Consider the following 26,068-nt stretch of genomic DNA (forward strand, 5'->3'; position numbering starts at 1 on the left):
ACAAATCCAAATCGCCAGGAGTTAAAATGTAATACAACTAAAAACTTTATGATCATGGCCACATCCAATAAAATCACTCCAAAAAAAGTAAGCCCCGATACCAGCAAGCAGGCTAAAAATGAACTCAAAACCGACTTCCCCATGAGCGAAAAGGACGAAGTAAAAAAAGCCGAAGAACGAATGAAAAAACAAACAAAGGGCAAATAATTTTCTGTTTATTTTGGCAGCAATTTTATAGCTTAGGCAAACAATTATCCTCATTATGATTAAACATAGTTTTTTATTGTTTGCTGTCGTGCTGCTGTTCATCACCGCGTGCAAGCCGTCAGTTTCGGTCACCTCACTTACCGGCAAATGGAAATATGTAAAAATAGAGCACCCCAATGCCAGCCCTCCGGATACCATGAAAAAGGCCGACCTTGATGAGGTAGCGCCATATATCCAGTTTACGCCCGAAATGAAGTTTCTGATTGTATGGGGTGGCAAATTTTTAGCGCATGGCACCTTTACCCTTAATGGCGGCAACATGAACATGACCGAAAAATTAGAAAATGGTAAAACTCGCAGCTATGTTTTCACCGTATCGGAACTAACGGAAAACAAAATAGTTTTTGAAACTATTGGTGTTGATGGATCGAAGGTGACGGCGCTAAGAGCAAGTAAATTTTAGGCCCAGGATATGTCATACGAATATCCGTTAGGAAAAAAAAATCGTTATGACGTGCAACAGATATAGTTAAACGAGTGTTCTAAACTACCGTCATTGCGAGTACATATCAGGATATCCCTGAAAAAAATGGGGATGACGTGATTGCAAATTGTGCTGAATGTGTAGACACAAAATTTTGCGGATTCCCCTTTCAAGAGGTCGGAGAGGTGTGTTTATGCACGTGCAATGAAACGCGGAAAAACATACCCCTGCCTGCGACCCCAAGCACTTCTCGCTGATTGTTTTGTTTTACTTAAAAATATTAACCGCAAGTAGTGTACCACCCCGTACCAGGGTGTACCAGGGTGTGCCACCCCGTACCAGGATGTGTCAGGGTGTATCACTTTTACCGGTACAGTACACTTTGGTGCTAAAAAAAACCTGGTACCGCACTTTCCACCCCGCCCTCTCTCGACAAGGGGATAAAAATACATCTGATAATCAATAGCTTATATCGACGTCATTATAAGGTACGAAGATAACCGACCGCAGAGATCTCATTAATACCTATAAAAATCAAAACACAACATTAATAATCCCGAACAATATGGGACTTAGCATGTAGGGGATTGCTTCGTGCCTCGCAATGACGGATATTTAATATTGATAGTCAATAACTTACAATCGTGTCATTATAAAGTACGCAGCAATGACATAACGTTAATCATCCAAGAGTCCTTGCTACAAAAAACTTTTCTCTCAAAAGGTGATATATCTTCCCTAACTTGCACATAGTAATAAACAGTAAACAATGGATACAGTTAAATTACAGGAGCAGGCGCAGCAAAGGCAGGAGCTTTTTGTCGGGCTATATAAAAAGGTATTCCCGGCTGTAGCAAAGTACGTGGCCCGCTGCGGGGGCTCGTTTGATGAGGCTAAAGATGTTTTCCAAGATGCCTTATTAAGCTATTACGAAAAAACAGCACAGATCGGGTTATCTGTTAATAATAGCGACGGCGCTTATATTTACGGTACGGCCCGGTATCTTTGGATAAAACGTTATAAAGAAGGCGGGCAAACCTCGCAGTTAAATGAAGCTCTTATCGTCAACACTGCGGAGGAAAGCATCAGTTTACCCGACGATAGCAAACTGCTCCGCTTTTTGGAATCTGCCGGCAAGCGCTGTATGGAACTGCTCCGTTCGTTTTATTACGATAAACTGCCGATGACACAGGTTGCCGAAACATTTGGCTTCTCGGGTGTACGATCGGCCACCGTGCAGAAATATAAATGCATAGAAAAAGTAAGGGAAACTGTTAAACAAAAAGAGCTAACCTATGAGGACTTCCTTAAATAACATAGCCCGGATAGAAGCACACCTGCTTGGCAGCCAAAAGCCCACAGATGCTTTACTGTTTGAAGCCACGCTATTACTGGATGATAGTCTGCCGGTTGATGTATCCGCCCAAAAACAAGTATATAGCATGGTACGGCAGTATAGCCGCAAACAATTAAAACAAGAGATAGAGGCGGCTCATGAAAAACTATTCAGCCAGCCTGAACATTTGAGTTTCAAACAGAAAATAGCACGATTATTTTTTAAGTCTTAAGTCGAAAGTTCTAAGTCTCAAGCCCAGGGTTTTAATCGACAAAAAAAACAAGACTTATGACTTAGTGCTTCCGACTTAAAACTCACTACTCACTACTCACCACTTTAAATCATGAATATTGATAAACAGGAATTCCGCAAATATGCGGTCATGCACCATGCTATTGCCGGTTCGCTGGTAGATAACTACATCTCAGGAGTCGAAAAAAGTGCCTTGCCAACGGCCATGACGCCCTATATTACCGAAGAGCGCGAAATGCGCGTAGCCCAGATGGACGTGTTTTCGCGCCTGATGATGGACCGCATAATTTTTATGGGCCAGGCCGTTGATGATAACGTGGCTAACATTATCCAGGCGCAACTGCTTTTCCTGCAGTCGACCGATGCCAAAAAGGATATCCAGATGTACATTAACTCGCCCGGTGGCTCGGTATACGCCGGCCTGGGTATTTACGACACCATGCACTTCATCAGCCCCGATGTAGCTACCATTTGTACGGGCATAGCCTTATCCATGGGCGCGATATTATTATGCGGCGGCGCGGCTGGCAAAAGGGCTGCTTTAAAACATTCGCGCGTAATGCTGCATCAACCATCAGGCGGCGCGCAGGGCATGGCATCAGATATCCAGATAGCCGCGCAACAAATATTACTAATGAAACAGGAATTGTATGAAATAGTTGCTAAACACAGCGGCCAGCCCTACGAAAAAGTTTACCAGGTATCAGACAGGGATTACTGGATGATAGCCGCCGAAGCCAAAGAATTTGGGATAATTGATGAGGTGCTGGTGTAGGCAGATGTGCAGATTTCAAATTTCAGATGTGCAGATGGGGGCGTACTTACCGGCAAAAGACTTACGAAGTTTTAAAAACTTCGTAAGTCTGCAATTCGGTCAAATATGATATCAAACTTTCAATGCGCCGCCACCGCCGCACCGGCCACTGCTTCCACCTTATTCTTAATAAACCGCTTCCCTACAAATAATACTACAAAAGCCACAACCGAGGATGCCGCCATAACACCGGCCATAGGCAACGTACCCTGGTTTTGAATAAGTGTGATGCCGTATGATGCAAGCGCACCTATCGCCATTTGTAGCGCTCCCATTAATGCCGATGCCGAGCCTGCGTTTTTGGTAAATGGCGCCAACGACAAGGCGGACGCATTGGGGCTCGAAATGCCAACACAGCACAAAACACCGAATATCATAACTATTGTACCAGCCATACCAAACCAGCCATTTAATGATCCGGTTAAAAATATTGCCGAAATTATAACCAGGCAAACCACTGTGACGTTTATAATTCGCTCGCTTTTATAATACCTAACCAACAGGCTGTTTACCTGGCTTGCTCCAATAAAGCCAATTGATAGTCCACCGAAAACCCAGCCAAACGCACCTTTGCTTATCTTAAAAATGCCGATAAAAACAAGCGATGACGATGCTACATAGGTAAACAAACCGGCGAATATAAAAGCGCCGCTTACTGCGTAAGTAAAAAATTGAGGCTCTTTTATAACCGCCCAAAAGTTAGTAATGATGGGTACAGGCTTAAGCGAATAAGTAGGATCGGGCTTATAACTCTCGGGCAGGAAGAAAAACACAGCAATAAATATGAGTACAGCTATCACGGTAAGTACCAAAAATATGGCCTGCCATTCAAAATGATTAACTATAGCGGTGCCCGCGGTTGGGGCAAGCATGGGCGAGGCGCCCAACACCAGTATAAGCAGGGCAAACACCTTAGCATTATCTTTTACCGGGAATAAGTCGCGCACCATGGTCATTGCTGCCACGGTTGCAGCACAGCCTCCAATGGCCTCAAAAAACCGCATTCCCACAAGTATCGGTAGTGAAGTCGAAAAAAAACAACCTATTGAAGCAACTATGTACAAAATGAGGCCGAAATAAAGGGGGCGTTTACGTCCAAACCTGTCAAGTAACGGCCCATATAACAACTGGCCGGCCGATATGCCGATAAAAAAGCTCGACATGGTCAGCGTCATTTGCTCGGGGCTGGTATGTAAATACGCAGCAATGGTATCAAACGCCGGCAAATACATATCTATTGAAAATGGCGCCAAAGCTGTTAGCGAACCTAATATAAGGATAAGGAAAAAGTATCTTTTTTTAGTCATGTGGCGTTATTTGTTCATAGGTTATGGTTCATAGTTCATGGTAGCCGTACTGCCGTGAATTAATTAAAACGTTGCTATTTTTGCCTGATAATTTTTTGAAGCAGCCATGATCCATGAACTATCAACCATGAACTCTTCGCTAAAACGTTTCGCCTAAATTAAGGTTTATCGACGAATAGTTGCGGCTTACACCATAGTCAAGGCTAATATTTGTACCAGATTTTTTATTGAATTTAAACCGCAAGCCGGTGCCACCCGCGGGGTGCCAATAGGTAAATTTATAGGTATCCGGTTCGGTTACCGAGTTCACGTTGGCAAATAAAACAAAACCCAGCAGGCCGTTGCGGGTGATATCACGGCGATACTCGGTTTCAAAATAAGCCAGTCGCTGGCCCCGGTAACGGTTTTGCTGAAAACCCCTGCCCGATCGTTGATATGGCTCCCAGCCTAAACTGGGCAGGTTTAAATAAGGAGTGCCCGGTGTAAGCGATGTCCAGTAATACGTCCAGAACGCCAGCACATTTTTAGGGCCCGAATTAGTTAGCGAAACATACTTACGCAAATCGATATATAATGATTGCCAGTTGGTATGGCTTCCCAGCACTTTAGTATTAAACCGGTACGACACGTTAGCATAAACCCCTGGCAAAGGGTCAATTGAGTTTCTGCGTGTATCGTATAACAAATTCAGGGTGGCCCCCGATGAAAATGCATCCTGGCCAGTTGCTGTACCGTACTTATACTTCGTAAAATCGCGCAGGGTTTGTTCACCCTGGCTATCTATATCGGCATAATAATCAAGATTATACCCCACACCAGCATAAAAATAAGGTTTTATTCTTTTTAGCACGGTTTGGTAAAGGCGTATATAATTATAATCAACCAAAAATTTGTCGTGGTTGTTCATATCGCCGCCAAGGCCCCAGGTATATTGCGGATAAACTAATAAGCGGATATCGCCTATCACATTCCACTGATTATCTTGAAGCCAAACGCTTGAACGAATAGGTAACCCATAACGGCCTTTCAGGTTAAAATAAGGGGTAAACACCACGGTAGAAAGATTGGTAGTCTTTTGATCGCCCAGGTAAAAGCCTGCTGTTGTTGAGGTAAACAGCGCCCTGCCCCCGCTTCGCCCGTCAGACGTTGAGATAGGCAAAAAGGAGAAATAAAATTTCTTTTTCTCAGTAATTGAAACCTTCCTTGGCTTAACGTTAAATACCGACCGGAAAACATCTATCAGGTCCCGCTGCGGAATAGTATCCGTTGGTTTCCTTATTGTATCGGCATCAGGCCTGCTGGTTTGCGCCATTATAGCAAAAGGTATTAAACAAAACAATAATGCTATAAACGTTTTACCCATTATTTATTCAACGTAATATGTACACCTGCTGGGCATTGTTGCCTGTAAAACCAAACTTATTAACGAATAACCCATCCGTAACGCATTTATCAGGCAAACTTTATTTTACATTTTGCCGATAATAGCACTCACTTAAGATAATAAAAAAAGGCCACGGTTGTAATAGAACCGGGGCCTTTAAATAAAATTTAACTCTTTTTAACCTTTTACTGGTACTTAACCGTAGTTACAGTAGTGGTTTTGCTGTATGGATGTGCGTGATGCCTTGGGTGGGCCTTGCGCCACGCAATACGGCGGGCGCGCTCTTTTTTTTCCCTTGCCCGGCGGGTTTCATTACCAATAATGTAACCGCCCCCTGCGCCTATGGCACCGCCAATTAAAGCGCCACCAACATTGTGGCCAATAAGGCCACCGGCAACAGCGCCACCGGCACCTCCTATTATAGCGCCCTTACCCTGGTCGCTTATTCCCTTTTTCTTTGTAGTTTGAGCCTCGGTATTTTGCGCAAACGTTAATAACATCGCGAAAAACAGGCATGCAAATATGATTAGCTTTTTCATGGTATAATGTATCTGATAAGTGTTAATAATTACACTTACGCAAATAGCAGGCCAAACATTCAGTTTCTGTAGATAATGCCCCCTTTACCACTGCCTGGTTTTTAACTACTCAACTCAATCTACAATAGCCCATAAACTAATAACGCGTATTATCCCTGAAGTTTTGTGCGCGTACAGCAATTTGTTGTAAAGTAAGCTCGCTATATTTTTTTGCCCGATCAAACCATTCGGGCGCCTCGTCGGCCAGGTTATCGACGATTGATTTTCCGTCAGGTCCTTTTTTTGTAACGTAATTTATGCCATAAGCAACTGCAGCGCCAATAGCAAGTGTTTTTATAATGCCCATATTTTTAGTGTTTTATTTAATAAGTATATGACAATGATGGTGCCAGTTTGTTACGTGGCGCCTATGCTTAGAGTTTTATAACTACAAATAGTTTAATGCGTATACAGGCAATAATAACGCTTAGTCCCGGCGTTGTTTAATGACAACTTCCATGTTCTTTGTTTTTAACTATTTTTACCACAACTATGTTTTTTATCCTGTCAAAAGTACTATCATTTTTGCTGCTGCCTGTTCTATATGTTTTTGTTTTGTTGCTTATTGCTGTACTATCAAAAAAGCCAAGGTTAAAACGCAGGTGCCTAATTTGGGGTGTTGCATTGTTTTGGATATTTTCGGCCCCGGTATTTTTAAACCTGCTGGCCAGGGCGTGGGATATTGCTCCGGCCAAACTGCAGCCAGGCAAAACATATAGCGCTGCCATAATTTTAGGCGGTTTTACAAGTGAAAACAAACATGGCAAAGGAGTATTTAACTGGGCCGCCGACCGGTTTATACAAGGTGTTTTACTACAGCGGAAAGGTAAGGTAAAAAAAATAGTGATATCGGGTGGCAACAGCAATCTTGTTCCTGGAGCTTTCAGGGAAGCAAATTTTGTATTTCAGCAGCTTCGGGCTCTACAGATTCCCGATAGTTGCATATTGATAGAGAACCAGGCCCGAAACACACTTGAAAATGCATCATTAACCAAAACATTGTTAATCAAAAACAAGCAGCAAGGTCCTTATCTGCTGGTAACTTCGGCCTTTCACATGCGCAGGGCCATGCAAATTTTTAAAAGCCAGCACGTTGATGTAATTCCGTATTCATGCAATGTAATAGCAGGCGATGTACAATGGTCGTTTTTTGAGTTTATGCCCAGCGCCGAAATTTTAAACAGATGGAGCTTTTACATAAAAGAAATTGTTGGCTTTGCAGTTAACTATATAATAGGCAAGGGCTAATTGATACCCAATTTCAACTCGCCGCCGCTATCCTGCGCTTTGTTATTCGTATTCCAGTCGTTTATGTCTATTAACCCTGGTAGGGTTTGGTAGTGTGTGCTGTCTTTAGGGCACCGTACCGTAAATTTGCTTCCTTTACTTTGTTCAATTACGGGACGGCTACCACATATGATGCAATTCTCACAAATTACTGAAGGTTGTATGCTAATAAATTTGCCCATTTGACTGTTAATTTGGCTCTTGCTTTTTTAATTTAATAAACCTACTATGATGTATTTTTGTACCAGCGGTTAAAATCGGCTTCATAAACTAAATTGATATGCCGATGGCGGTTTTTAAGTGGCACAAATGGATTTTACAATGATAGCTTATATTTCAATAACAATAGTAGTCAACAAATTATTTAATTATTTTGGCAAACAATGCGTTTAAATCAAATTAGCTGTTTATGGGGATATTATTAGTTGAGGATGAACCAAATGTGGTATCGGTAGTTAAACGCGGCCTTACCGATTATGGCTTTGAAGTAAGTGTTGCAGCTAATGGCGCAACGGGTTTACAAATGGCGCTTGATCATGACTTTGACCTTGTTATACTTGATGTAATGCTGCCCGTAATGGATGGCATACAGGTTTGTAAACACATCAGACAGCAAAAAAAGATGATACCCATCATTATGCTTACTGCACTTGACTCTACCGAGAACATTGTAAGCGGCCTGGACAGCGGGGCAGATGACTATATGGTAAAACCATTTAAAATTGCTGAGCTTGCTGCCCGCCTGCGCACCCTACTGCGCCGCGGCGGAAGCGAAACGTTAGCAAATAACACTTATACAATAGGCAACCTGGTGCTCAATACCGAATCGAAAATAGCTTACCGCAGCAACGAAGTATTAAAACTCACAGCTACCGAATACCGGCTACTTGAATATTTTGTAAAAAATCAGAAAAAGGTACTATCCCGGATCCAGATCCTGGAAAATGTTTGGGATATTGATTTTAATATGGGTACCAATGTGGTAGATGTTTATGTAAACTATCTGCGTAAAAAGCTGGAGAAAAACGGGGGCCCTAACCTTATCCATACGGTGTTTGGTATGGGTTACCTGATGAAAGAGGGCGATACCGATGAAGATACAAAGTAAAATAACATTACTATTCCTGCTGCTGTCGGGCGGTATACTTATACTGCTTAATGCATCCATTTTTTACCTGGTTTACAAATTCAACTTCGATGATTTTTATAAACGGCTGGAAGCCCGCGTAAATATAGCGGCGGAAGTGCAGCTATCGCCAGGCGCCAAAAGTAAAGCTACCTTAGAGGTACGCAACAAGTACCTGGAGAAGTTGGATTCGGAAAAAGAGTATTTTTTAGCGGTAGATAGTAACAAAAAGGTGCATGCAAGTGCCGGCATTGCCCAGGTTTTTATCGACGATATATTAATGACTGGCCAGGCTCATTACAGGCACGATAATACTTTTTATGCTGGCTCACTGTTCAAAAAAGACAATGCGGGTTATGTTGTTATTGTTTCGGCGTCAAACCCCGCTGGTTTTCAGGAACTAAAAGACCTTCAAAAAATATTGCTGTACGGCTTTTTGCTGGCCATGATATTGGTATATTTTGTAGGCAAAATTTTTTCCTTCTACACCTTTCAGCCGGTGCGGCGAATCATCAACAATGTAAAAAACATTACAGCTAATAACCTGCATTTCCGGCTGGACGAACTGACCGGAAAAGACGAGATAGCCGAACTATCCCTTACATTTAATGATATGCTTAACAGGCTTGAAACGGCCTTTGAAACGCAAAACAATTTTGTAAGCAATGCATCGCACGAGTTGCGCACCCCCCTAACCATCATATCATCTGAGCTTGAACTGGCTTTAAACAAACAAGACCTGAACACGCATCAACGCGGGGTTTTAAACACGGTGTATGCCGAATCGGAAAAACTGGGTCAGATCCTGAACAGCCTGCTTATGCTGGCCCAATCGGGTTTTGACGGCAAAAGACAAAACTGGGAAAGCATACGCATGGATGAACTTCTGTTAACCGCTTCTGAATCGGTTAAACGAATAAACCCCGAGAGCAGTATATATATCGACCTTGAAAACCTACCGGCTGATGAAACCCTGCTTTACGTAAAAGGCAACAGCAATTTGTTGCGGCTGGCCATCAACAATATCATCAGCAACGCTTGCAAATACTCAAACAACCGGCCGGTTACAGTTAGCCTGTTAACCGAAAACAACAGAATTATTATTGCCATTAAAGACCAGGGCATCGGCATTCCCCAAACCGAGCTTCAGCATATATTCGAGCCTTTTTTCCGCGCCTCAAATGCACACGAGTATGAAGGCCATGGCGTTGGCCTGCCCTTAACACTTAACATCATCCGCCTGCACAAAGGCAGCCTGGGCATCAGCTCAGAAGTTGGGGTAGGTACAGAGATTAAGGTGTTTTTGCCAGTTGAGCCTCACCCTGCCCTCACTAACAGTATAAGTTAAGGCAAAACGCAGGTATAGATAATATCGAATAATGAATTTTGAATGTCCAATACTGAAGTTTTCCCTTCATTATTCGATGTTGGACGTTCAGTGTTCGATATTTAAATGCTTTGCAATTTATTAATTGGTGTGGCATTCTAATCAAATTCTAATAACTTTCTTATATCCTCCTAATTATTGGCTGCTACACTTGTATCAAACAAAACATACAAGGTTTCACCATTAATTAAAATTACCATGAAAACGTTATTAATCCCTACCGATTTCACCCAGCAGTCTATCCAGGATATTCCTGCTTTGGCCCAGGTTTTTTACCCCGAAAAGGTAAACATTGTGTTGGTACACATGCTTAAAATTACTGATAATATGAGCGAATTGCTGATGCTATCGCGGCGCAGCGTAGAGTACCGGCAAATCCCCGATAATTTTTATATCAGGTGCCGCGATATCGAAAACAAGTACAGCCATGTCATCAACAATATTGCGATCACTTTTTTTTATGGCAGCACGGTTGCAGTTTTCAATAATTTTCTGGAAGCTAATGAAATTGACGCCATTGTGCCTGCACATGACAATTACGAGTTGCTTTTTAAAAACAGCATAGCCCCGCAAATGCTTTTCGATAAATGCGATACAGCCCTTATAAAACTACCTAAAACGCCGGGCACTTTGGCCAACGTGGTAATTGAAGAACACGTTTTAACTGAACAAGAATCATAAATTAAAATCTTACACCTTATGTTATTAAAAGAAAATATACCGGTAAGCTATGTATTTGGCAAAATAAAAAAGGAAGTTTTGATGGTGGCGGTTTACGCAATTACTGTCTATTGTATTCACCAATACTATAACTTCAAAGATGTTTCGATACCACTAACAGTGCCTACCATCCTCGGAACCATTATATCGCTGCTATTGGCCTTTCGGTCAAACCAGGCTTATGACCGGTGGTGGGAGGCCCGCATCCTTTGGGGAGGTATCGTAAATGATTGCCGCACCTTTGCACGCCAAATTTTAACTTTTGTGGATAGCAGTCATGATGGCGAGCAAAAGTGGGCGTTAAAAGAGCGCATCATCCGCAGGCAAATGGCCTGGTGCTATAGCTTAAGCTGCCATCTGCGCGGCCAAAACGCAAAGGATAACCTGGAGGCCTACCTAACCGACGATGATGTAAAAAACATCAAAAAGCTTGACCATATTCCGCTTGCAATAAACGAGCTGCAGGGTCATGACCTGCGCACACTGTATAAACTGGGCTGGATAAATGAGTACCAGCAGGTGACCCTTGATAACACACTCACCAACTTTATGAATTCGATGGGTGGCTGCGAACGTATCAAGAATACCGTTTTCCCGGTTACCTATAGCGTATACATTCACTGGCTGGTCATGTTTTTTGTGTTGCTACTGCCTTTCAGCCTGATGGAGTTTTTCGGAATTTTCCAGGTGCCATTGGTAATAGCCATATCATCGGCCTTTTTCCTGATCGAAAAAATGGCCATCCACCTGCAGGATCCATTTGAAAACAAACCTACAGATACACCAACAACAACCATCAGCCGCACCATCGAAAAAAACCTGAAACAGATGATGAAGGACGAGTTACCTCATGACATCGACGCATTGATCAGTAAACAGACTCAAAAACAAACTCAGTTTTACATACTTTAAAAAATCAAGAGTTATTACTTTTTTCTGTTCCGTGATGCCGCCGGATTCCAAAAGGAAACGGCGGCTTTTTTGTGTTGAACGTCAAAAAAGTCTTGATACTTGATACTAACTACTTGATACTTTTTAAACGTCTTGCCTCTTGATTCTATTTTCCCCGATTCTTTTCGCTACTTTGGCTATCTTAAATTTTGAAAAAAATCGCACTATATAAAAATGACTTATTGCCTCGGAATTAAGGTTAAAGAAGGCTTGTTGGCTATTGCCGATACCCGAATAACCTCTGGTACAGATACCACTGTAAAAAAGAAGATCACCATTGAACAAAAAGATCATTTTTCGCTTTTTATCATGACCAGCGGTTTACGGTCGGCAAGGGATAAGGCCATTGTTTATTTTAACGAATTGCTGGAAACCGAGGATTTTAACAAAATGTACAAAGCTGTAAACGCCTTTGGCGAGCAGGTGAAACGGGTAATTGCCGAAGACAAGGCATCGTTAGAAGCCGCAGGCTTCCGGTTTGACCTGAACACCATTATAGGCGGGCAGCTAAAAGACGACGACGAGCACAAGCTTTTTTTGCTGTACCCTGAAGGAAACTGGGTTGAACTTGGGCAGGGCGCACCTTATGTAGTTATAGGCAATTCGGGCCATGGCAAAGCAATATTAAACCGCATCCTTACCGAAGACAGCAGCCTGAAACTGGCCCTCAAAACAGGCTTTCTTTCGTTCGATTCAACAAGGGTAAGCTCCAATAATGTGGATTTCCCGATTGATGTAGCTGTTTATAAAAAGGATAGCTTCGATATTATTCAACAGCGATACGAAAAGAAAGACCTGGAATATATATCGGCCCAGTGGGCCGAAGAATTAAAACTGGCTTTAGAACATATATCTGAAGACTGGATGGATACGACCTTTAACAAATTAGAAGAAATTAAAACCGAAAGCTGATCAATGAAATTCAATGTGTTTACCCAAATGGAATATGTAGTACGGGCGCCGGGCACATTGATATTAAACATACATGCATTACGTACACCCAACCAAACTGTACTGAACGAGGAATTTACAGTTGACCCTTACGTAAAAATTGAGGAGATCATATCTGCACAGGGCGAAAACCGGTTGATGCGCTTCGAGGTATATCAGCCGGGGACTATTAAAGTTACGTACAATGCGCTGGTCGACAATTTTTACGAACTTACAGACTACTCGCAACAACAAGAAACGTTGGTGGCCCAGCTCGACTCATCGGTGCTACCTTATTTAAACCCAAGCCGTTATTGCCAGTCGGATAAATTATACCGGCTGTCGCACAACCTGTTTGGCCACATTACCAACCCATTTGAAAAAGTAGTTACCCTTACCGACTGGATTCACAACAATGTGCAATATTTAAGCGGGTATAGTAATTCGCAAACATCAGCATTTGATACCGTTACGGAGCAGATTGGCGTTTGCCGCGATTTTGCCCACCTGGGTATTGCCCTTTGCCGGGCCTTAACCATTCCGGCACGCTATTTTACGGGTTATGCATATCACCTATACCCTGCCGATTTTCATGCTTGTTTTGAGGCTTACCTTGGCGGCAAATGGATTCTTTTTGACGCCACCAAACTGGTACCCTTAAACGGGCTGATAAAAATAGCCACCGGTCGTGATGCTGCCGACACAGCCATAGCCAATATTTTTGGCGATGTAACCTTTACCACCATGCAGGTAAGCTGCGAACTTGCCCCCGATGAGCATAATTTTGAGCCGGTGTATTATATACATGGCGGGTATAACGGATTATCGTATTTATAGCCGCTCTATTTGGAAGTTGTACTGATTGAAGCGCATCAATACTATGCTTTCTTTTTCAACCTGTTCCCATAAACCCAGTTGATGCCTAATACGGCAACGCATATCAACAAACCAAAAAATTCGCGGGTTTCTTCAATCCAGGGTTTTTCGGCCTTCATACTTTCTACCAGGCTTTCGGAGTGGTGCTTGGTAAACCAGTCTATCAGGCCGTTGGCGTCAAATATTTTATAAGTAGCATAAGCCAGGTAAATAAATATACCAACTGCATACCAAACCGGGTAAAACTGTTTTCGCGAAGCCTTAAAGCAAAACCATGCGCTGTAAAGGTAAATAGGTACCCAAATGTAAGGGTCGGGGTCATTATATTGCAGGGCTGCAAAAATGACAAACAGCACAACAAATACGATGTTGAAAATTTTCATTGTTTAAATGGATATTGGTTTTGATTGGGCTTAATGCAGGTTAAGCGCTTAAAGATAATAATTTTTGAGTTTGCCTGTCAATGTTGGAGATAGTTAACCAGGGCAAACGCATCTAATTGGGTTAACATAACTTAACACATTTCAAATATATTTTTTATAAATATTTAATAATCAATGTTTTGTATTTTAACATGGTTAACACTAAACTGATCGTTCAATTTAGAAATATCCAAATATTTGTGCCTGTTGTTGGCCAATACAAGTCACTTATTCGATTAAAAAGACACGAAGCTTTTTTTTGCCAAACGCAAATGCGCTGGCCATCTCAACAAAATGCGAGCATAAATTTCCGGCTGATTTTATGTAAATTGTAAGTTCACATTATGTATATTGTAAGTAATACCTATGTATTTTGTAAGTTCGCGTCATGTATATTGTAAGCAATTAAGTAATTTTGTTAAATTTCATCGAGATGAGTAAATTTATACAACGTCAAATTGCGCCTATAATAGAGGCTCAAAAAAGCAAATTTCCCGTATTGGCTATTACCGGCCCAAGGCAATCTGGTAAAACTACCTTGCTGAAAGAGATTTTTAGTGATTATAGCTATGTAAGTCTCGAAAATCCAAACACACGATCCTTTGCTATGGATGATCCGATCGGTTTTTTGAACCGTTACGATCATAAAGTCATTTTAGACGAAGTACAACGAGTGCCGGCATTATTTTCATACATCCAGGGCAGGGTTGATGAATCTAAAATGATGGGGCAGTATATATTATCCGGCTCACAAAATTTCCATTTGTTAAATAATATCACTCAAACGCTGGCGGGCAGGGTTGCATTGTTTAAATTACTACCTTTTGATTTTACTGAATTAAAACAGGCTGCTTTATTAGCAAGTTCTTATGCGCCGGCCAGTATTAAGGGGTTTTACCCGGCTATATTTGACAGGGATATTGACCCGGTTGTATTTTATGCTAATTATATTCAAACATATCTTGAAAAGGATGTAACAGAATTAATGAATATAAAGGGTCTTAAGCAATTTCGTACCTTTTTAGGTTTGTGTGCCGGGCGGGCGGGCCAGTTACTCAATTTCAGTGCTTTGGCTAAGGAATGCAACATATCGCATAATACCGCGAAAGCCTGGTTGTCGATACTTGAAAGTAGCTATATTGTTTTTCTTTTACAGCCCTATCATCAAAACTTCAATAAACGTTTAGTTAAAAGCCCCAAATTGTATTTTTATGATACAGGCCTTTTAAATCATTTACTGGAAATAAGAACTGCCGAAGAACTTGACGAAAACCGGCTAAAAGGGAACATATTTGAAAATATGATCCTGGCCGAGTATCAAAAACAAAACCATCATTTATATCTGCATAAAGATTATTATTTCTGGCAGGACAGCAATGCCCATGAAGTCGACCTGTTGATGAAAAAAGCACAAGGCTTCTCAATTTTTGAAATCAAAGCAACACAAACTGTAAGCAATGCACTATTTAAAGAGATGGATAGGTTTGAGGAGATTGCCGCTCCTGAAAAAGTAAATAAAACGTTGATTTATGGTGGCGCCGAAAATGAAAAAAGAACAAGATACGACGTTGTTAGCTGGCAAAATGTACCTGATTTTATGGGTTAATATGAAGTCGCACCCAGTGATTCCGCTGGTTACACGCCCGTGTCAACGGCTCTTAACTTCCATCTCCTCAATTTCAAAACAAACATTTAACATTATTATAACATCCATCAAAACAATTTCATTACTTAAGCGCTTTTGGATAGTAGTTTTTTGTCCCTCCTGATATCCTTTATATGAGCTTAGCTGATCTTTACCCTTCAAAAAAAATAATATTAATCAGCTTTATATTTTTCTGTACCGCTTGCAAGGTTTTTGCCCAAAACAATATATTTGATCAAAAGCCCGAGGTGAAACTACGCTATTACCGGGATGTTCGGGATACCTCGGTAAAACGCAGGTTTGGCCGCGCTGCAGCCGAATTGGGTATAGCCGAAATTACCCCCTGGATTTTTGACCGATATGTAGCCAACAAGGATTACGCCCGTATAAACTGGAAAAGCGTTAGCCACAACCTTAACCCCGGCAACTGGGAGTTTGATAACGATCCTTTTCAAACTAATCAGTTTGGACACCCCTATCACGGCAGTTTGTTTTATAGCGCGTTCCGAAGCAATGGCTTTAGCTTTTGGCAATCTGTACCGGCTACCATGGCGGGTAGCTACCTTTGGGAAACCTTTGCCGAAAACCAGGCACCCTCTCCAAACGATTTTATAAATACCAGTTTTGGCGGTATCGTGCTGGGCGAGATGACTTTTCGCCTATCAAGCCGCATAGTAAACAACCGCCAGCGGGGTTTTAAAAGGCAGGCCAGCGAAGTAGCTGGACTAATAATTAACCCCATGCGCGGACTAAACCGCATTTTAGACGGCACCTGGGGCAAAGTTTATGGCAATAGCACCGAGCGCGACTCATCAAAAATAGGCGCAGAGTTTGACCTCGGAGGGCGGATATTTAATTCCCAATCGGTAAGCCCGTTTAAGCATGGTCGCTTTGGCTGGTTCGGCAGGGCAGCATTATTATATGGTGTACCAAATGAAGGCTTCAGGAAACCCTTCAGCAATATATCTATAACTGCCGAATTTGGTAAAGACGATAGCAGCTCGGTTAACGTGATAAGCGTGTATGGATCACTTACCGGCTGGGACGTTTCTGCGGTTGACCAGGATAAAATAGAGCACCTGGTAATACTATCTGCAAATTATGACTATATCCGCAACCAGGCTTTTTTCTATGGGGCGCAAAGCGTAAAATTCAATCTATTCTCAGAGCTTAAACTAACACACGGCATCAAAATAACCGGCAATCTTGGGGCTGGCCCAATACTTTTGGCTGCCGTACCTGATCAATACACATACAATAGCCGTAATTATGATTACGGACCAGGCTTCTCTGTTAACGGTGGCGGGACAATAAGGTTATTAAACAGGTTATCATACAGCGCAAATTACCGGGGAGGCTGGATGATAACCATAGACGGTAATAAATCGCATTATTTTTTGCACACCTTTAGTAACGAAGTAAACTACATGTTTATTAAAGGACTTTCCATAGCTGCCGAATCGGGTTATTTCCGGCTGGAAGGAAACTACCATGATTATCCTGATGTGAATAAGAAATATCCTTACCTCAGGATCTCGACAAGATATACAATAGGGAATTTGTAGAAGAAGCTAAAAGCGGAAAGCTTAAGGCTTAAAGCCTGACAACGCGCCAAAAAAACTTTGTGCTTTTAACTTTTAGCTTTCAGCCTAAAAGGAAGGCTTTGTGCTTTACGCCTTTAGCTTTCAGCTAAAATAGACGTCGCGGGCAGATTCGAACTGCCGTTTAGGGTTTTGCAGACCCCCACCTATCCTCTCGGTCACGCGACTTAAAAAAACTATAAAATCACTTATTAGATTGGCAGGGGGCGAAGATGGTATGTTATCTTTCTCCGTTGAATGGAGCAGGAATTAGCACCTTTTACATTATGCGGATGTATAGGTTGCTAAGACGTCTTTGGGCCTTTCCCTCAGTCTTTCTTGATAAGTTAAAATAAAGAACGATTTGTCTGTTTTGACAATGCAAACATAAAACATTATTTATATAAATCCTATAGAAATAGTAGAATATTTTTTATCAATCCATTATCTCTCTAAAAATCAGCAATATAAATAACAAATACTCCCGCGAGCTTCCAGCTCGTGGGCCGAATGATTTCAGCTTTCAGCTGAACTAAGTCAAGAGAATTTAAACCCGGAGATACTCACGAGTAATGCTAACCTAATCTCACAGGTGTTGAATTTCTGCCTTAACCCCCGTCATTCACTTTTCTTCCATCTGATGGATTATTCCACTACCCAAACAAGCCAATCTCCTGTATCCTTTTGCAAAAAAAACTGAATAACAGTTGCCTGTTATAACTGTATTTTGGGTACCTTAATATACAACTATACTTTGCAGATACATAAGGATAGTTATGCAAATGATAAGCGCTAATATTGCTTTAACCAATTGAAATAAACACAAAAATGAAGGTAGCTTTATTTGTTCCCTGCTATGTAGACCAATTTTATCCACAGGCTGCCGTTGCAACCCTGGAATTGCTGGAGAAGCTGGGTTGCGAAGTTCATTACCCTAAAAATCAAACCTGTTGCGGGCAGCCTATGGCCAATAGCGGCTATGAGCACCTTACCGGCGGCTGCAATAATTTATTCATCGATAATTTTGCCGGTTACGATTATATCGTATGCCCATCCGGCAGTTGCACGCTGCATATTAAAGAACATTTGCATTCTCACGAAAACGAAGATAAAGCTATCGAAATCCGTAAACGTATTTTTGAACTTACCGAGTTTTTGGTAGATATATTACAGGTAAAAAGCCTCAAAGCCAGCTTCCCCTACAAAGTAGGTATGCACCAAAGCTGCCATGGCTTGCGCGGTTTACGCATTTCGCAAATGACCGAACTGGTGGCCCCGCCGTTTAGCAAACCAGCTCAATTGCTGGGCCTGGTTAAAGGCCTGGAACTGGTACCCTTAAGCCGGGCCGATGATTGTTGCGGCTTTGGCGGTACCTTTTGCGTGGTAGAAGAAGCTGTGTCATCCAAAATGGGTAAAGACCGTGTGGACGACCATATTGAACATGGGGCACAATACATCACCTCGGCCGATTTAAGCTGCCTGATGCACCTGGAAGGCATCCTGCGCCGCCAAAACAGCAGTGTTAAAGTAATTCATGTTGCCGAAATTTTAAACCACAGTATCTAATATGAGCAGCACCGCAACAAAAGATCACCCGCAATTGGCCGCCATATTTAACCGCGACGAACCACGGGTTGACTGGCACGACGAAACCCTGTGGTGGGTTCGCGCCAAACGCGATATTGCCGCACATAAACTACCCGAGTGGGAACTGCTGCGCGAAACTGCCTCGCAAATTAAAAACAACGTACTATCAAACCTGAGCACTTACCTGGAGCAGTTTGAGGCCAATGCCATTAACAATGGGATAATAGTACATTGGGCAGCTAATGCCGAAGAGCATAATAAAATTATTTACACCCTGTTGGAGAAACGCGGCATCAGCCGTATGGTAAAAAGCAAATCGATGCTTACCGAGGAATGTCACCTTAATGAATACCTGTTAAAACAGGGTATAGATGTTATCGACTCCGACCTGGGCGAACGCATTGTTCAGTTAGCCGGCGAACCGCCAAGCCATATTGTACTGCCCTGCATCCACAAGAAAAAGGAAGAAATAGGCGACATTTTTCATGAGCACTTAGGCTCAGCCAAAGGCGAATCGGACCCTAAAATATTAACCGAAACGGCCCGCCAGCACCTTCGCGAAGTGTTCCTGACCCGCCGCGCGGCCCTTACCGGCGTTAACTTTGCCATTGCCGAAACCGGCGAGTTTGTGATATGTACCAACGAGGGCAATGCCGATATGGGCGCCCACCTGGCCGAAATTCATATTGCATCCATGGGTATCGAAAAGATAATCCCGGAGCGTAAACACCTTGGTGTATTTTTGCGCCTGCTTACCCGTAGCGCCACAGGGCAGCCTATTACCACCTACTCCAGCCATTTCAGCAAACCGCAGGATGGTAAAGAAATACATGTTGTGATAGTTGATAACGGCCGCAGCATCCAGCTGGGCCGCGAGGATTTTCGCAATTCGTTAAAATGTATTCGTTGCGGGGCCTGTATGAATACCTGCCCTGTATACCGCAAAAGCGGCGGCCACAGTTACCATACCGCGGTTGCCGGCCCCATAGGCAGCATCCTGGCGCCCAACCTCGATATGGAAAAATATGCCGACCTGCCTTTTGCCTCAACCCTGTGCGGATCGTGCAGTAACGTATGCCCCGTTAAAATTGATATTCACGACCAGCTATACAAATGGCGGCAGGTAATTGTTAAGGCAGGCTATACGCCCAAAGCAAAAACTTTAGCCATGAAAGGTATGGCTTTTACCCTATCCTCGCCGATGATCTATCGGGCGGCAGGCAAAATGGGGCGCTTTACGTTTAAATATGCACCCTTTGCGGTTAATAATGGCGCAAACCCATGGTACAAACACCGCGAAATGCCCAAAGCACCCGAACAATCATTTGGCGAATGGTATGCCAAAAGAAAGGAAAACAAGAAATGAGCAGCCGCGAAAACATATTAGCAGCCGTAAAAGCCAACCAGTTTAGCCAGGCAGATTTGCCCGGCCTTGAGGTTTTAAACACCCTGACGGCCACCAACGACGACCTGGTTGAAAAATACAAAACCATCGGCAGCGCCGGGGGCAGTTTTGTGTACGAAGTAGCCGGCTACGAGGCCATCCAAAACATTCTTCACAAAGAGTTTAAACCGGGTGTAAAAATCATATCAGGCATTAAAGAATTAAGCGAATACACCTATGTTGCCGATGTAAAAAACGAATTATCCCACAGTTTTGCCGATGTGGAGTTATGCATCCTCTGGTCGGGCCTCGGCGTTGCAGAAAACGGGGCATTATGGCTCACAGAGGAGGATATGACCGTCAGGGTGCTGCCCTTTATTGCTCAGCACCTGGCCGTAGTAATCAGTAAAACTAATTTGGTGCCTACCATGGCGCAGGCTTATGAAAAAATTGGCGGGGCCACATATGGCTATGGTGCTTTTATCTCTGGCCCATCAAAAACCGCCGATATTGAACAATCATTGGTTATTGGTGCGCATGGCCCAAGGAGTTTGTCGGTGTTTATACTTCCTTAGCCCCTTAATTCCTGGTTATATATTTTTAATTAAGTCTGCCGGTTGATTGACGGCAGGCTTTTTTAATGGCTTCGTCTTGAGTCTAACTTCTTGATTCTTTTCCCGGGCGTTGCCTGCGGCCGGGCTCTTTGCTCATACCGCACAGGCCTTATTCACAGGCCGGTATCCGCGACGATCCCTAACGCAAAATTGTCTGAACCGGGATTCGTCGGATTAAGGGATGATTGGATTTTTAATTTAGCATAATGCCAACTCACTACTCACTATTTCAGGACAAGACACACTTCACTATTCACTACTCACTTCCCTGCCAACGGAAACCCTTTATCAACCCAGTTGGATTTCAGATTGGTGGCCAGGTTAAGCAGTTTCACATCAGTAAACCCCAATTTTTGCAATTCAGAAAAAGCCGGGCGAATGTTAGGGCACTTAACAAATGGGCAGCATCCGCAGTAAATAACTATCGCGGTATTTTTGGGTAAATTAGCAACAGCCATTCTTAACTTTTCCAGGTTTTCTGGTTTGTTTACTGCGCCAATGTGGGTAGCGCCTTTAATATCTTCTACAGCACCGATGTTAAAGATAACAAGCGCAGTTGTACCAGTTTTTATGTTAGCAGCTAAGGTAGCCGGTTCCAGTAATTGACTTTCTGTCCAGGGGTTAGTAACGCCTAACGTTGGCATAGTCATCGGCGAAGTTTGCGCCCTGGTGTTTGTAGTTAATAAAACTACAAAAATCAAGCTTAGCAAAGCTCCAAAATATTTATTTTTCATGTTCCGGGTGTTTATCAGCAACTTTGTTTGCTCAAATATGAACATCAATTATCTATGGAAGAAGATAAAAAAGAACATTGGGAACGGATATATCAGACCAAAAATCCCGGCCAGGTAAGCTGGACGCAAGCCATACCGCAAACCTCGCTTAATTTTATTCGTGGCTTCGATTTAGCAAAAACCGACAAGATAATCGACATCGGCGGCGGCGACAGCAAACTGGTTGATTTCCTGCTACAAGAGGGTTACACCAACATTACCGTTTTGGATATCTCCGAAACAGCCTTAGCCAAAGCAAAGGCACGACTTGGCAATAAAAGCAGCCTGGTTACCTGGATAGTTTGCGATATTACCAATTTTGAACCCAAAGAAACCTACACCCTTTGGCATGACCGGGCGACCTTCCACTTCCTGACAACACAGGATAAAATTACCCGCTACTTAAATATTGCCGCAAAAGCAGTCAGCCATTATTTGATCATCGGCACATTCTCTGAAAACGGGCCCGAAAAATGCAGTGGGTTAGTCATTAAAAAATACGCAGAACAACAATTGCAAACCATATTTGACCGGCATTTTGAGAAGGTAACCTGTATTACCGAAAACCATACTACTCCTTTTGCAACAAAACAAAACTTCCTGTTTTGCAGCTTTAAAAAGCGCAAGGATAACCTATAAAAAAGCCATTTGGTAATGATGACACAAAGATGAAGATTACCTATTGTAAGAATATACCGATTGGTATATTTTTGTCATGTTGAGTTTAATCAACAACGCATCAAAATGAAAACTTCAAAAAACACCATACTCATTACCGGCGGCAGTGCCGGCATAGGTTTTGAGTTAGCAAAAAAATTATCAGCAGATAACCATGTTATCATCATTGGCCGTAACGAGGCCCGTTTACAAAAAGCTGCGGCTCAATTACAAAACGTGAGCGCTATAACCGCAGATGTATCCAACCCTGAAGATGTAGAAAAACTGGTAACAAAACTAACTGCCGATTTCCCCGAACTCAACATCGTGATTAACAACGCAGGCGCTGCAAATCTGAATAACCTGCTTACCGATACCAATACGTTTGAAAAAGCCGGTGAAGAAATGCTGACTAACTACCTGTCGGTTATCCGCCTTAACGAAAAACTGCTGCCATCACTCAAAAATCAACCAGATGCGGCTATTGTAAACGTATCTTCAATAGTCGCGTTTGCGCCAAGCACCAAACTGGCTACTTACGGCGCCACAAAAGCTGCGTTACATGCATACACCAGGGCTTTGAGATTAGCATTGGCCGAAACCGGCATAAAAGTTTTTGAGTTGATGCCTCCACTGGTTGATACTGAATTCTCTGCCGAAATTGGTGGTAAAAATGGCATCCCCCCTGCCCAGGTTGCCGATGAGTTTTTAGCCGGTTTACAAAGCGATACCTACGAGATTCGCGTTGCCGGTACCGAACAATTTTACAGGCTTTACCTATCCAACCCGGATGAAGCTTTAAGGGTGATAAATTTACCAAGGGAATAATAGCTAAATAAAAAAATTTAACATAAATTATACCGATTGGTATAATTTATGTTATTTACACAATTCGCTATGAAAAGAAGCATCCTCATCATCACTGTTATTACCGCGGCCATGATGGAGCTCATTGATACGTCGATAGTCAATGTAGCCTTATCGCATATGAGTGGTAATCTGGGATCAACGCTGGAAGATACCTCCTGGGTTATCACCGCTTACGCCATTGCCAATATTATCGTAATACCCATGACCAGCTTTTTGGCTACCAAACTTGGCAGGCGCAATTACTATATAGGCTCTATTATCGCTTTTACCTTTTTTTCGGCCATGTGCGGGCTGGCGTCAAATATCTGGACATTGGTACTGTTCCGTTTTTTACAAGGCATTGGCGGCGGCGCGCTGTTATCGGTATCGCAGGCAATAGTTTTTGAGGTGTATGGCAAAGCCCGCGCGGGTATTGCCAGCGCCTTATTTGGTGTAGGCGTGTTTTTAGGCCCAACAATTGGCCCAACCCTTGGCGGTTTCATCACCGAAAACTACTCCTGGCCCTGGATATTTTTTATCAATATCCCCATAGGCATCGCCGTTGCAGTATCCAGCATTTTATTGGTTACCGAACCGGAGATTAAAGTTGAACCAAAAGCCGTCGACTGGTGGGGCATCCTGCTGTTGATTATAGGCATCGGCTCGCTCCAAACAGTACTGGAGCGCGGCGAAACCGACGATTGGTTTTCTGCCGGTTATATTGTAGCGTTAACGGTTATAGCCGTATTCAGTATCCTCACTTTTATCTGGTGGGAGCTTACCATCCCCAACCCGGTTATTGATTTGCGGGTACTTAAAAGCAAATCGCTGGCAGTTGCCGCAATACTTACCGCAGTAACAGGTGTGGGCCTGTTTACATCGGTGTTTTTAACACCGGTGCTGGCACAGCGGGTACTACTATTCCCGCCTACTATAACGGGGCTTACCTTGCTGCCCGGCGCTATATTAGCCATTTTTGGCCTGCTGTTTTCGGCTACCTTGCTTAAACGGGGCGTATCGCCACTAATAATTATTACCATTGGCTTTGTGTTGTTTATAATTTTCAGCTTCCTGATGTCGGGCCTAAACCTGGAAGCAACACCTGGCAACCTTGCCAGGATACTCATATTCAGGGCTTTGGGGTTGGCTTTTTTAACCGTTCCACTTACGGCATTGGCAGTATCCGGGTTGGATGCCAAAGATGTTCCGCAGGGATCGGCATTAAACAATATGATGCGGCAACTCGGCGGCTCGTTCGGTATCGCTATGATCAATACTTATGTGGCCCATCGCTTTGGATCGCACCGTAACGATCTTATTTCTAACATCAGTATTTACAATCCGCAAGCTACGCAACGTATAAACGGACTAACCCAATATTTTGCAGGCAAAAGCGGCACGCTGATAGAAGCACAGCATAAAGCGATGGCAGTGGTAAATAACGGGATAGACAGGCAATCATTCCTGATGAGCTACCTGGATGCCTATATTTTTGTAGGGCTGTTGTTTGTATTGGCTATGCCTTTATTGCTGGTGGTGCTCGATCGTAAAAAGCAGGCTGGCCCGGTAGTTTTGGTAAGCGATCATTAATCGGGATTATGTAGAAGCTGAAGGCAGAAGGCTAAAAGCTGACATTGATTTTCTATTCGACAAAAGCAACATATGTAAAATTAATTATAGATTTTATATAAAAATAACATACGTTCAAAAATTCCCACAATTCAAATACCAACCGGTATATTTACATCATGGAAAAGGAATTATCAAAAGCCGAACGCACCCGCAGGTTCATTGTAGAAACCACCGCGCCCATCTTCAATAAAAAAGGATATGCCGGTACGTCGCTGTCTGATTTGACGGATGCTACAGGCCTTACCAAAGGGAGCATTTACGGAAACTTTGCCAATAAAGAGGAAGTTGCCGCCGCAGCATTTGATCATAACTCGGCTATCCTGAGAAAACAGATCCAGGACCGCATTCAAAAAGCCGGCACTTATTACGATAAGCTGCTGGTTTACGCCCAGGTATATCACAGCTTTACCAGGGCTACATTCCCGGCAGGCGGCTGCCCTATTTTGAATACTGCCGTTGATGCCGACGATACCAACCCTTTGTTAAAAGATAAGGCCGCGCAGGCAGTGCTCCGCTGGAAAAAATCGATAGAAAACCTGATACAAGCGGGTATTGATGCGGGCGAGTTTAAGCCCGATGCAGATTTAAGCGGCACCGCCCTATCTATGATAGCGCTTATTGAAGGCGGCATTATGATAGCCAAGGTTACCAACACCCCCACAAGCCTGGATAGGGTATTGCAAACTGTAAACGCTTTAATAACCGCCCTTAAAGTAACCTAACCCTATTTGCCGCCGCACAATTGTAAAATTGTCGGCTTAATGTAAGAAGACTGTTACCAAAAAAAATATTTAGCTGTAATTCAAAACATTACAACAGCAGGTTGTAGCCACAAAAAACAAATTTTAAATCCGCTACGTTATCAAGAGTACCAATTATATAAAAAATGTCTAAAAAAATCTTGATACTCGATGATAGCGAAGATATCCTTGAGGTGATGAAAGACGTGCTCGAGATGGAGGGTTACGAGATTGAAATTTTAAATTATACGGCAGATATATGCAAATCGGTCATAACTTTTAATGCCGACCTGGTGATATTAGACTATATCCTTTTTGGCATAAACGGTGGCGAACTTTGCCATATGCTAAAAACCAACCCGCTCACGGCCCATATACCAGTAGTTATGGTTTCGGCTTACCCCCGGGTGCTGGAGTCATTGGGCAGCTATGGCTCTGATGCCTTTGTAGCCAAGCCCTTTAGCCTTGCCGACATTGTTAGTACGGTAAAAGCATGCCTGCTGAAGGCCGGAGATATTGAGCATAGCCTTAACTAAAAATGAGTCC

The 26,068-nt window shown here is 42.9% G+C and carries 29 protein-coding genes, 1 tRNA gene and 1 riboswitch; of the genes, 22 read left to right on the top strand and 8 right to left on the bottom strand.

Translation table 11 applies throughout. From position 1 onward, the window contains the following. Nucleotides 1–54: 54 nt before the first annotated feature. The 5 genes from PQ469_RS20605 to PQ469_RS20625 all read left to right on the top strand — a co-directional run bounded on the left by PQ469_RS20605 (nt 55) and on the right by PQ469_RS20625 (nt 3,054). Nucleotides 55–207: a hypothetical protein gene (locus tag PQ469_RS20605; RefSeq protein ID WP_177183937.1), complete on the top strand. Its 153-nt coding sequence runs from the start codon at nt 55–57 to the stop codon at nt 205–207. 55 nt (nt 208–262) lie between these two features. Next, nucleotides 263–670, top strand: a complete 408-nt coding sequence (locus tag PQ469_RS20610) for a lipocalin family protein (protein ID WP_274209364.1) — start codon at nt 263–265, stop codon at nt 668–670. Between the two features lie 790 nt (nt 671–1,460). After that, nucleotides 1,461–2,006 carry an RNA polymerase sigma factor gene (locus tag PQ469_RS20615; RefSeq protein ID WP_274209365.1) on the top strand — a complete coding sequence of 182 codons (546 nt, stop codon included), beginning with the start codon at nt 1,461–1,463 and terminating at the stop codon, nt 2,004–2,006. After that, entirely contained in the window at nt 1,987–2,259 is a 273-nt protein-coding gene (locus tag PQ469_RS20620; RefSeq protein ID WP_274209366.1) for a hypothetical protein, read from the top strand. The genes PQ469_RS20615 and PQ469_RS20620 overlap by 20 nt, the downstream gene beginning before the upstream one ends. A 111-nt stretch (nt 2,260–2,370) precedes the next feature. Next, nucleotides 2,371–3,054: a ClpP family protease gene (locus tag PQ469_RS20625; RefSeq protein ID WP_274209367.1), complete on the top strand. Its 684-nt coding sequence runs from the start codon at nt 2,371–2,373 to the stop codon at nt 3,052–3,054. Nucleotides 3,055–3,173: 119 nt separating this feature from the next. Here the strand turns inward: PQ469_RS20625 and PQ469_RS20630 are convergent, their stop codons facing one another. The 4 genes from PQ469_RS20630 to PQ469_RS20645 all read right to left on the bottom strand — a co-directional run bounded on the left by PQ469_RS20630 (nt 3,174) and on the right by PQ469_RS20645 (nt 6,669). Next, nucleotides 3,174–4,400, bottom strand: coding sequence for a multidrug effflux MFS transporter (locus PQ469_RS20630; RefSeq protein WP_274209368.1), 1,227 nt, complete (start codon nt 4,398–4,400; stop codon nt 3,174–3,176). A gap of 139 nt (nt 4,401–4,539) precedes the next feature. Continuing rightward, the gene (locus PQ469_RS20635; protein WP_274209369.1) at nt 4,540–5,712 is read right to left on the bottom strand and encodes a BamA/TamA family outer membrane protein; all 1,173 of its coding nucleotides are present in this window, start codon (nt 5,710–5,712) and stop codon (nt 4,540–4,542) included. Nucleotides 5,713–5,969: 257 nt separating this feature from the next. After that, on the bottom strand, nt 5,970–6,323 hold the full coding sequence (locus PQ469_RS20640; protein ID WP_274209370.1) for a YMGG-like glycine zipper-containing protein: 354 nt from the start codon (nt 6,321–6,323) through the stop codon (nt 5,970–5,972). 136 nt (nt 6,324–6,459) lie between these two features. Continuing rightward, the gene (locus PQ469_RS20645) at nt 6,460–6,669 is read right to left on the bottom strand and encodes a YtxH domain-containing protein (protein WP_274209371.1); all 210 of its coding nucleotides are present in this window, start codon (nt 6,667–6,669) and stop codon (nt 6,460–6,462) included. Between the two features lie 185 nt (nt 6,670–6,854). Here PQ469_RS20645 and PQ469_RS20650 point away from each other — a divergent pair, with 185 nt between their 5' ends. Next, nucleotides 6,855–7,610 carry a YdcF family protein gene (locus PQ469_RS20650; protein ID WP_274209372.1) on the top strand — a complete coding sequence of 252 codons (756 nt, stop codon included), beginning with the start codon at nt 6,855–6,857 and terminating at the stop codon, nt 7,608–7,610. Here the strand turns inward: PQ469_RS20650 and PQ469_RS20655 are convergent. After that, on the bottom strand, nt 7,607–7,831 hold the full coding sequence (locus tag PQ469_RS20655; protein ID WP_274209373.1) for a hypothetical protein: 225 nt from the start codon (nt 7,829–7,831) through the stop codon (nt 7,607–7,609). The two genes, PQ469_RS20650 and PQ469_RS20655, sit on opposite strands and share 4 nt — an antisense overlap. Before the next feature lie 227 nt (nt 7,832–8,058). Between PQ469_RS20655 and PQ469_RS20660 the strand changes: the two genes are divergently transcribed. From PQ469_RS20660 to PQ469_RS20685, 6 genes are all read left to right on the top strand, one after another. Then, nucleotides 8,059–8,757, top strand: coding sequence for a response regulator transcription factor (locus PQ469_RS20660; RefSeq protein ID WP_274209374.1), 699 nt, complete (start codon nt 8,059–8,061; stop codon nt 8,755–8,757). After that, nucleotides 8,741–10,123 carry a sensor histidine kinase gene (locus PQ469_RS20665; RefSeq protein WP_274209375.1) on the top strand — a complete coding sequence of 461 codons (1,383 nt, stop codon included), beginning with the start codon at nt 8,741–8,743 and terminating at the stop codon, nt 10,121–10,123. The genes PQ469_RS20660 and PQ469_RS20665 overlap by 17 nt, the downstream gene beginning before the upstream one ends. A gap of 237 nt (nt 10,124–10,360) precedes the next feature. Next, nucleotides 10,361–10,843, top strand: coding sequence for a hypothetical protein (locus tag PQ469_RS20670; protein ID WP_274209376.1), 483 nt, complete (start codon nt 10,361–10,363; stop codon nt 10,841–10,843). A gap of 18 nt (nt 10,844–10,861) precedes the next feature. Further along, on the top strand, nt 10,862–11,794 hold the full coding sequence (locus PQ469_RS20675) for a bestrophin family protein (protein WP_274209377.1): 933 nt from the start codon (nt 10,862–10,864) through the stop codon (nt 11,792–11,794). 213 nt (nt 11,795–12,007) lie between these two features. Then, complete coding sequence (locus tag PQ469_RS20680; RefSeq protein ID WP_274209378.1) at nt 12,008–12,745, top strand: proteasome-type protease; 738 nt, start codon at nt 12,008–12,010, stop codon at nt 12,743–12,745. 3 nt (nt 12,746–12,748) lie between these two features. Beyond that, nucleotides 12,749–13,600 carry a transglutaminase-like domain-containing protein gene (locus tag PQ469_RS20685; protein WP_274209379.1) on the top strand — a complete coding sequence of 284 codons (852 nt, stop codon included), beginning with the start codon at nt 12,749–12,751 and terminating at the stop codon, nt 13,598–13,600. 41 nt (nt 13,601–13,641) lie between these two features. Here the strand turns inward: PQ469_RS20685 and PQ469_RS20690 are convergent, their stop codons facing one another. Then, nucleotides 13,642–14,022 (bottom strand): transmembrane 220 family protein, encoded by a 381-nt coding sequence (locus PQ469_RS20690; protein ID WP_274209380.1) that lies wholly within the window; start codon nt 14,020–14,022, stop codon nt 13,642–13,644. Nucleotides 14,023–14,494: 472 nt separating this feature from the next. Here PQ469_RS20690 and PQ469_RS20695 point away from each other — a divergent pair, with 472 nt between their 5' ends. Continuing rightward, nucleotides 14,495–15,667: an ATP-binding protein gene (locus tag PQ469_RS20695; RefSeq protein WP_274209381.1), complete on the top strand. Its 1,173-nt coding sequence runs from the start codon at nt 14,495–14,497 to the stop codon at nt 15,665–15,667. 287 nt (nt 15,668–15,954) lie between these two features. Then, on the top strand, nt 15,955–17,271 hold the full coding sequence (locus PQ469_RS20700; RefSeq protein WP_274209382.1) for a DUF3943 domain-containing protein: 1,317 nt from the start codon (nt 15,955–15,957) through the stop codon (nt 17,269–17,271). Between the two features lie 133 nt (nt 17,272–17,404). Here PQ469_RS20700 and PQ469_RS20705 read toward each other — a convergent pair. Continuing rightward, nucleotides 17,405–17,475, bottom strand: a tRNA-Cys gene (locus PQ469_RS20705). 49 nt (nt 17,476–17,524) lie between these two features. Then, nucleotides 17,525–17,635: riboswitch (SAM riboswitch) on the bottom strand. Nucleotides 17,636–18,114: 479 nt separating this feature from the next. On the opposite strand from PQ469_RS20705, the gene PQ469_RS20710 reads away from it, so the two are divergent. Genes PQ469_RS20710 through PQ469_RS20720 form a run of 3 tightly spaced genes read left to right on the top strand, consistent with a single transcriptional unit; the run spans nt 18,115 to nt 20,832 of the window. Beyond that, a complete protein-coding gene (locus tag PQ469_RS20710; protein WP_274209383.1) occupies nt 18,115–18,852 on the top strand; it encodes a (Fe-S)-binding protein in 738 nt (245 codons plus the stop codon). Nucleotide 18,853: 1 nt separating this feature from the next. Continuing rightward, nucleotides 18,854–20,239 (top strand): lactate utilization protein B, encoded by a 1,386-nt coding sequence (locus PQ469_RS20715; protein ID WP_274209384.1) that lies wholly within the window; start codon nt 18,854–18,856, stop codon nt 20,237–20,239. Then, on the top strand, nt 20,236–20,832 hold the full coding sequence (locus tag PQ469_RS20720) for a LutC/YkgG family protein (protein ID WP_274209385.1): 597 nt from the start codon (nt 20,236–20,238) through the stop codon (nt 20,830–20,832). The genes PQ469_RS20715 and PQ469_RS20720 overlap by 4 nt, the downstream gene beginning before the upstream one ends. A gap of 299 nt (nt 20,833–21,131) precedes the next feature. On the opposite strand, the gene PQ469_RS20725 is transcribed toward PQ469_RS20720, so the two are convergent. Further along, on the bottom strand, nt 21,132–21,605 hold the full coding sequence (locus PQ469_RS20725; RefSeq protein WP_274209386.1) for a rhodanese-like domain-containing protein: 474 nt from the start codon (nt 21,603–21,605) through the stop codon (nt 21,132–21,134). 54 nt (nt 21,606–21,659) lie between these two features. Between PQ469_RS20725 and PQ469_RS20730 the strand changes: the two genes are divergently transcribed. From PQ469_RS20730 to PQ469_RS20750, 5 genes are all read left to right on the top strand, one after another. Further along, nucleotides 21,660–22,283: a class I SAM-dependent methyltransferase gene (locus PQ469_RS20730; RefSeq protein ID WP_274209387.1), complete on the top strand. Its 624-nt coding sequence runs from the start codon at nt 21,660–21,662 to the stop codon at nt 22,281–22,283. Between the two features lie 105 nt (nt 22,284–22,388). Further along, complete coding sequence (locus tag PQ469_RS20735; protein WP_274209388.1) at nt 22,389–23,129, top strand: SDR family oxidoreductase; 741 nt, start codon at nt 22,389–22,391, stop codon at nt 23,127–23,129. 69 nt (nt 23,130–23,198) lie between these two features. After that, entirely contained in the window at nt 23,199–24,740 is a 1,542-nt protein-coding gene (locus PQ469_RS20740; RefSeq protein WP_090652841.1) for a DHA2 family efflux MFS transporter permease subunit, read from the top strand. 158 nt (nt 24,741–24,898) lie between these two features. Next, nucleotides 24,899–25,504, top strand: coding sequence for a TetR/AcrR family transcriptional regulator (locus PQ469_RS20745; protein ID WP_274209389.1), 606 nt, complete (start codon nt 24,899–24,901; stop codon nt 25,502–25,504). A gap of 164 nt (nt 25,505–25,668) precedes the next feature. Beyond that, nucleotides 25,669–26,058 carry a response regulator gene (locus PQ469_RS20750; RefSeq protein ID WP_274209390.1) on the top strand — a complete coding sequence of 130 codons (390 nt, stop codon included), beginning with the start codon at nt 25,669–25,671 and terminating at the stop codon, nt 26,056–26,058. Nucleotides 26,059–26,068: the final 10 nt, after the last annotated feature.

Source organism: Mucilaginibacter sp. KACC 22773 (assembly GCF_028736215.1).
Classification (GTDB): domain Bacteria; phylum Bacteroidota; class Bacteroidia; order Sphingobacteriales; family Sphingobacteriaceae; genus Mucilaginibacter.

What these genes read in the sequence shown, in the direction of transcription:
- PQ469_RS20615 (WP_274209365.1), top strand. Translation starts at nt 1,461, where the DNA reads ATGGATACAGTTAAATTACAGGAGCAGGCGCAGCAAAGGCAGGAGCTT.
- PQ469_RS20625 (WP_274209367.1), top strand. Translation starts at nt 2,371, where the DNA reads ATGAATATTGATAAACAGGAATTCCGCAAATATGCGGTCATGCACCAT.
- PQ469_RS20690 (WP_274209380.1), bottom strand. Translation starts at nt 14,022, where the DNA reads ATGAAAATTTTCAACATCGTATTTGTTGTGCTGTTTGTCATTTTTGCA.
- PQ469_RS20745 (WP_274209389.1), top strand. Translation starts at nt 24,899, where the DNA reads ATGGAAAAGGAATTATCAAAAGCCGAACGCACCCGCAGGTTCATTGTA.
- PQ469_RS20635 (WP_274209369.1), bottom strand. Translation starts at nt 5,712, where the DNA reads ATGGCGCAAACCAGCAGGCCTGATGCCGATACAATAAGGAAACCAACG.
- PQ469_RS20610 (WP_274209364.1), top strand. Translation starts at nt 263, where the DNA reads ATGATTAAACATAGTTTTTTATTGTTTGCTGTCGTGCTGCTGTTCATC.
- PQ469_RS20685 (WP_274209379.1), top strand. Translation starts at nt 12,749, where the DNA reads ATGAAATTCAATGTGTTTACCCAAATGGAATATGTAGTACGGGCGCCG.
- PQ469_RS20640 (WP_274209370.1), bottom strand. Translation starts at nt 6,323, where the DNA reads ATGAAAAAGCTAATCATATTTGCATGCCTGTTTTTCGCGATGTTATTA.
- PQ469_RS20650 (WP_274209372.1), top strand. Translation starts at nt 6,855, where the DNA reads ATGTTTTTTATCCTGTCAAAAGTACTATCATTTTTGCTGCTGCCTGTT.
- PQ469_RS20750 (WP_274209390.1), top strand. Translation starts at nt 25,669, where the DNA reads ATGTCTAAAAAAATCTTGATACTCGATGATAGCGAAGATATCCTTGAG.
- PQ469_RS20725 (WP_274209386.1), bottom strand. Translation starts at nt 21,605, where the DNA reads ATGAAAAATAAATATTTTGGAGCTTTGCTAAGCTTGATTTTTGTAGTT.
- PQ469_RS20670 (WP_274209376.1), top strand. Translation starts at nt 10,361, where the DNA reads ATGAAAACGTTATTAATCCCTACCGATTTCACCCAGCAGTCTATCCAG.
- PQ469_RS20730 (WP_274209387.1), top strand. Translation starts at nt 21,660, where the DNA reads ATGGAAGAAGATAAAAAAGAACATTGGGAACGGATATATCAGACCAAA.
- PQ469_RS20720 (WP_274209385.1), top strand. Translation starts at nt 20,236, where the DNA reads ATGAGCAGCCGCGAAAACATATTAGCAGCCGTAAAAGCCAACCAGTTT.
- PQ469_RS20655 (WP_274209373.1), bottom strand. Translation starts at nt 7,831, where the DNA reads ATGGGCAAATTTATTAGCATACAACCTTCAGTAATTTGTGAGAATTGC.
- PQ469_RS20680 (WP_274209378.1), top strand. Translation starts at nt 12,008, where the DNA reads ATGACTTATTGCCTCGGAATTAAGGTTAAAGAAGGCTTGTTGGCTATT.
- PQ469_RS20630 (WP_274209368.1), bottom strand. Translation starts at nt 4,400, where the DNA reads ATGACTAAAAAAAGATACTTTTTCCTTATCCTTATATTAGGTTCGCTA.
- PQ469_RS20675 (WP_274209377.1), top strand. Translation starts at nt 10,862, where the DNA reads ATGTTATTAAAAGAAAATATACCGGTAAGCTATGTATTTGGCAAAATA.
- PQ469_RS20695 (WP_274209381.1), top strand. Translation starts at nt 14,495, where the DNA reads ATGAGTAAATTTATACAACGTCAAATTGCGCCTATAATAGAGGCTCAA.
- PQ469_RS20620 (WP_274209366.1), top strand. Translation starts at nt 1,987, where the DNA reads ATGAGGACTTCCTTAAATAACATAGCCCGGATAGAAGCACACCTGCTT.
- PQ469_RS20665 (WP_274209375.1), top strand. Translation starts at nt 8,741, where the DNA reads ATGAAGATACAAAGTAAAATAACATTACTATTCCTGCTGCTGTCGGGC.
- PQ469_RS20660 (WP_274209374.1), top strand. Translation starts at nt 8,059, where the DNA reads ATGGGGATATTATTAGTTGAGGATGAACCAAATGTGGTATCGGTAGTT.
- PQ469_RS20715 (WP_274209384.1), top strand. Translation starts at nt 18,854, where the DNA reads ATGAGCAGCACCGCAACAAAAGATCACCCGCAATTGGCCGCCATATTT.
- PQ469_RS20740 (WP_090652841.1), top strand. Translation starts at nt 23,199, where the DNA reads ATGAAAAGAAGCATCCTCATCATCACTGTTATTACCGCGGCCATGATG.
- PQ469_RS20735 (WP_274209388.1), top strand. Translation starts at nt 22,389, where the DNA reads ATGAAAACTTCAAAAAACACCATACTCATTACCGGCGGCAGTGCCGGC.
- PQ469_RS20605 (WP_177183937.1), top strand. Translation starts at nt 55, where the DNA reads ATGGCCACATCCAATAAAATCACTCCAAAAAAAGTAAGCCCCGATACC.
- PQ469_RS20645 (WP_274209371.1), bottom strand. Translation starts at nt 6,669, where the DNA reads ATGGGCATTATAAAAACACTTGCTATTGGCGCTGCAGTTGCTTATGGC.
- PQ469_RS20710 (WP_274209383.1), top strand. Translation starts at nt 18,115, where the DNA reads ATGAAGGTAGCTTTATTTGTTCCCTGCTATGTAGACCAATTTTATCCA.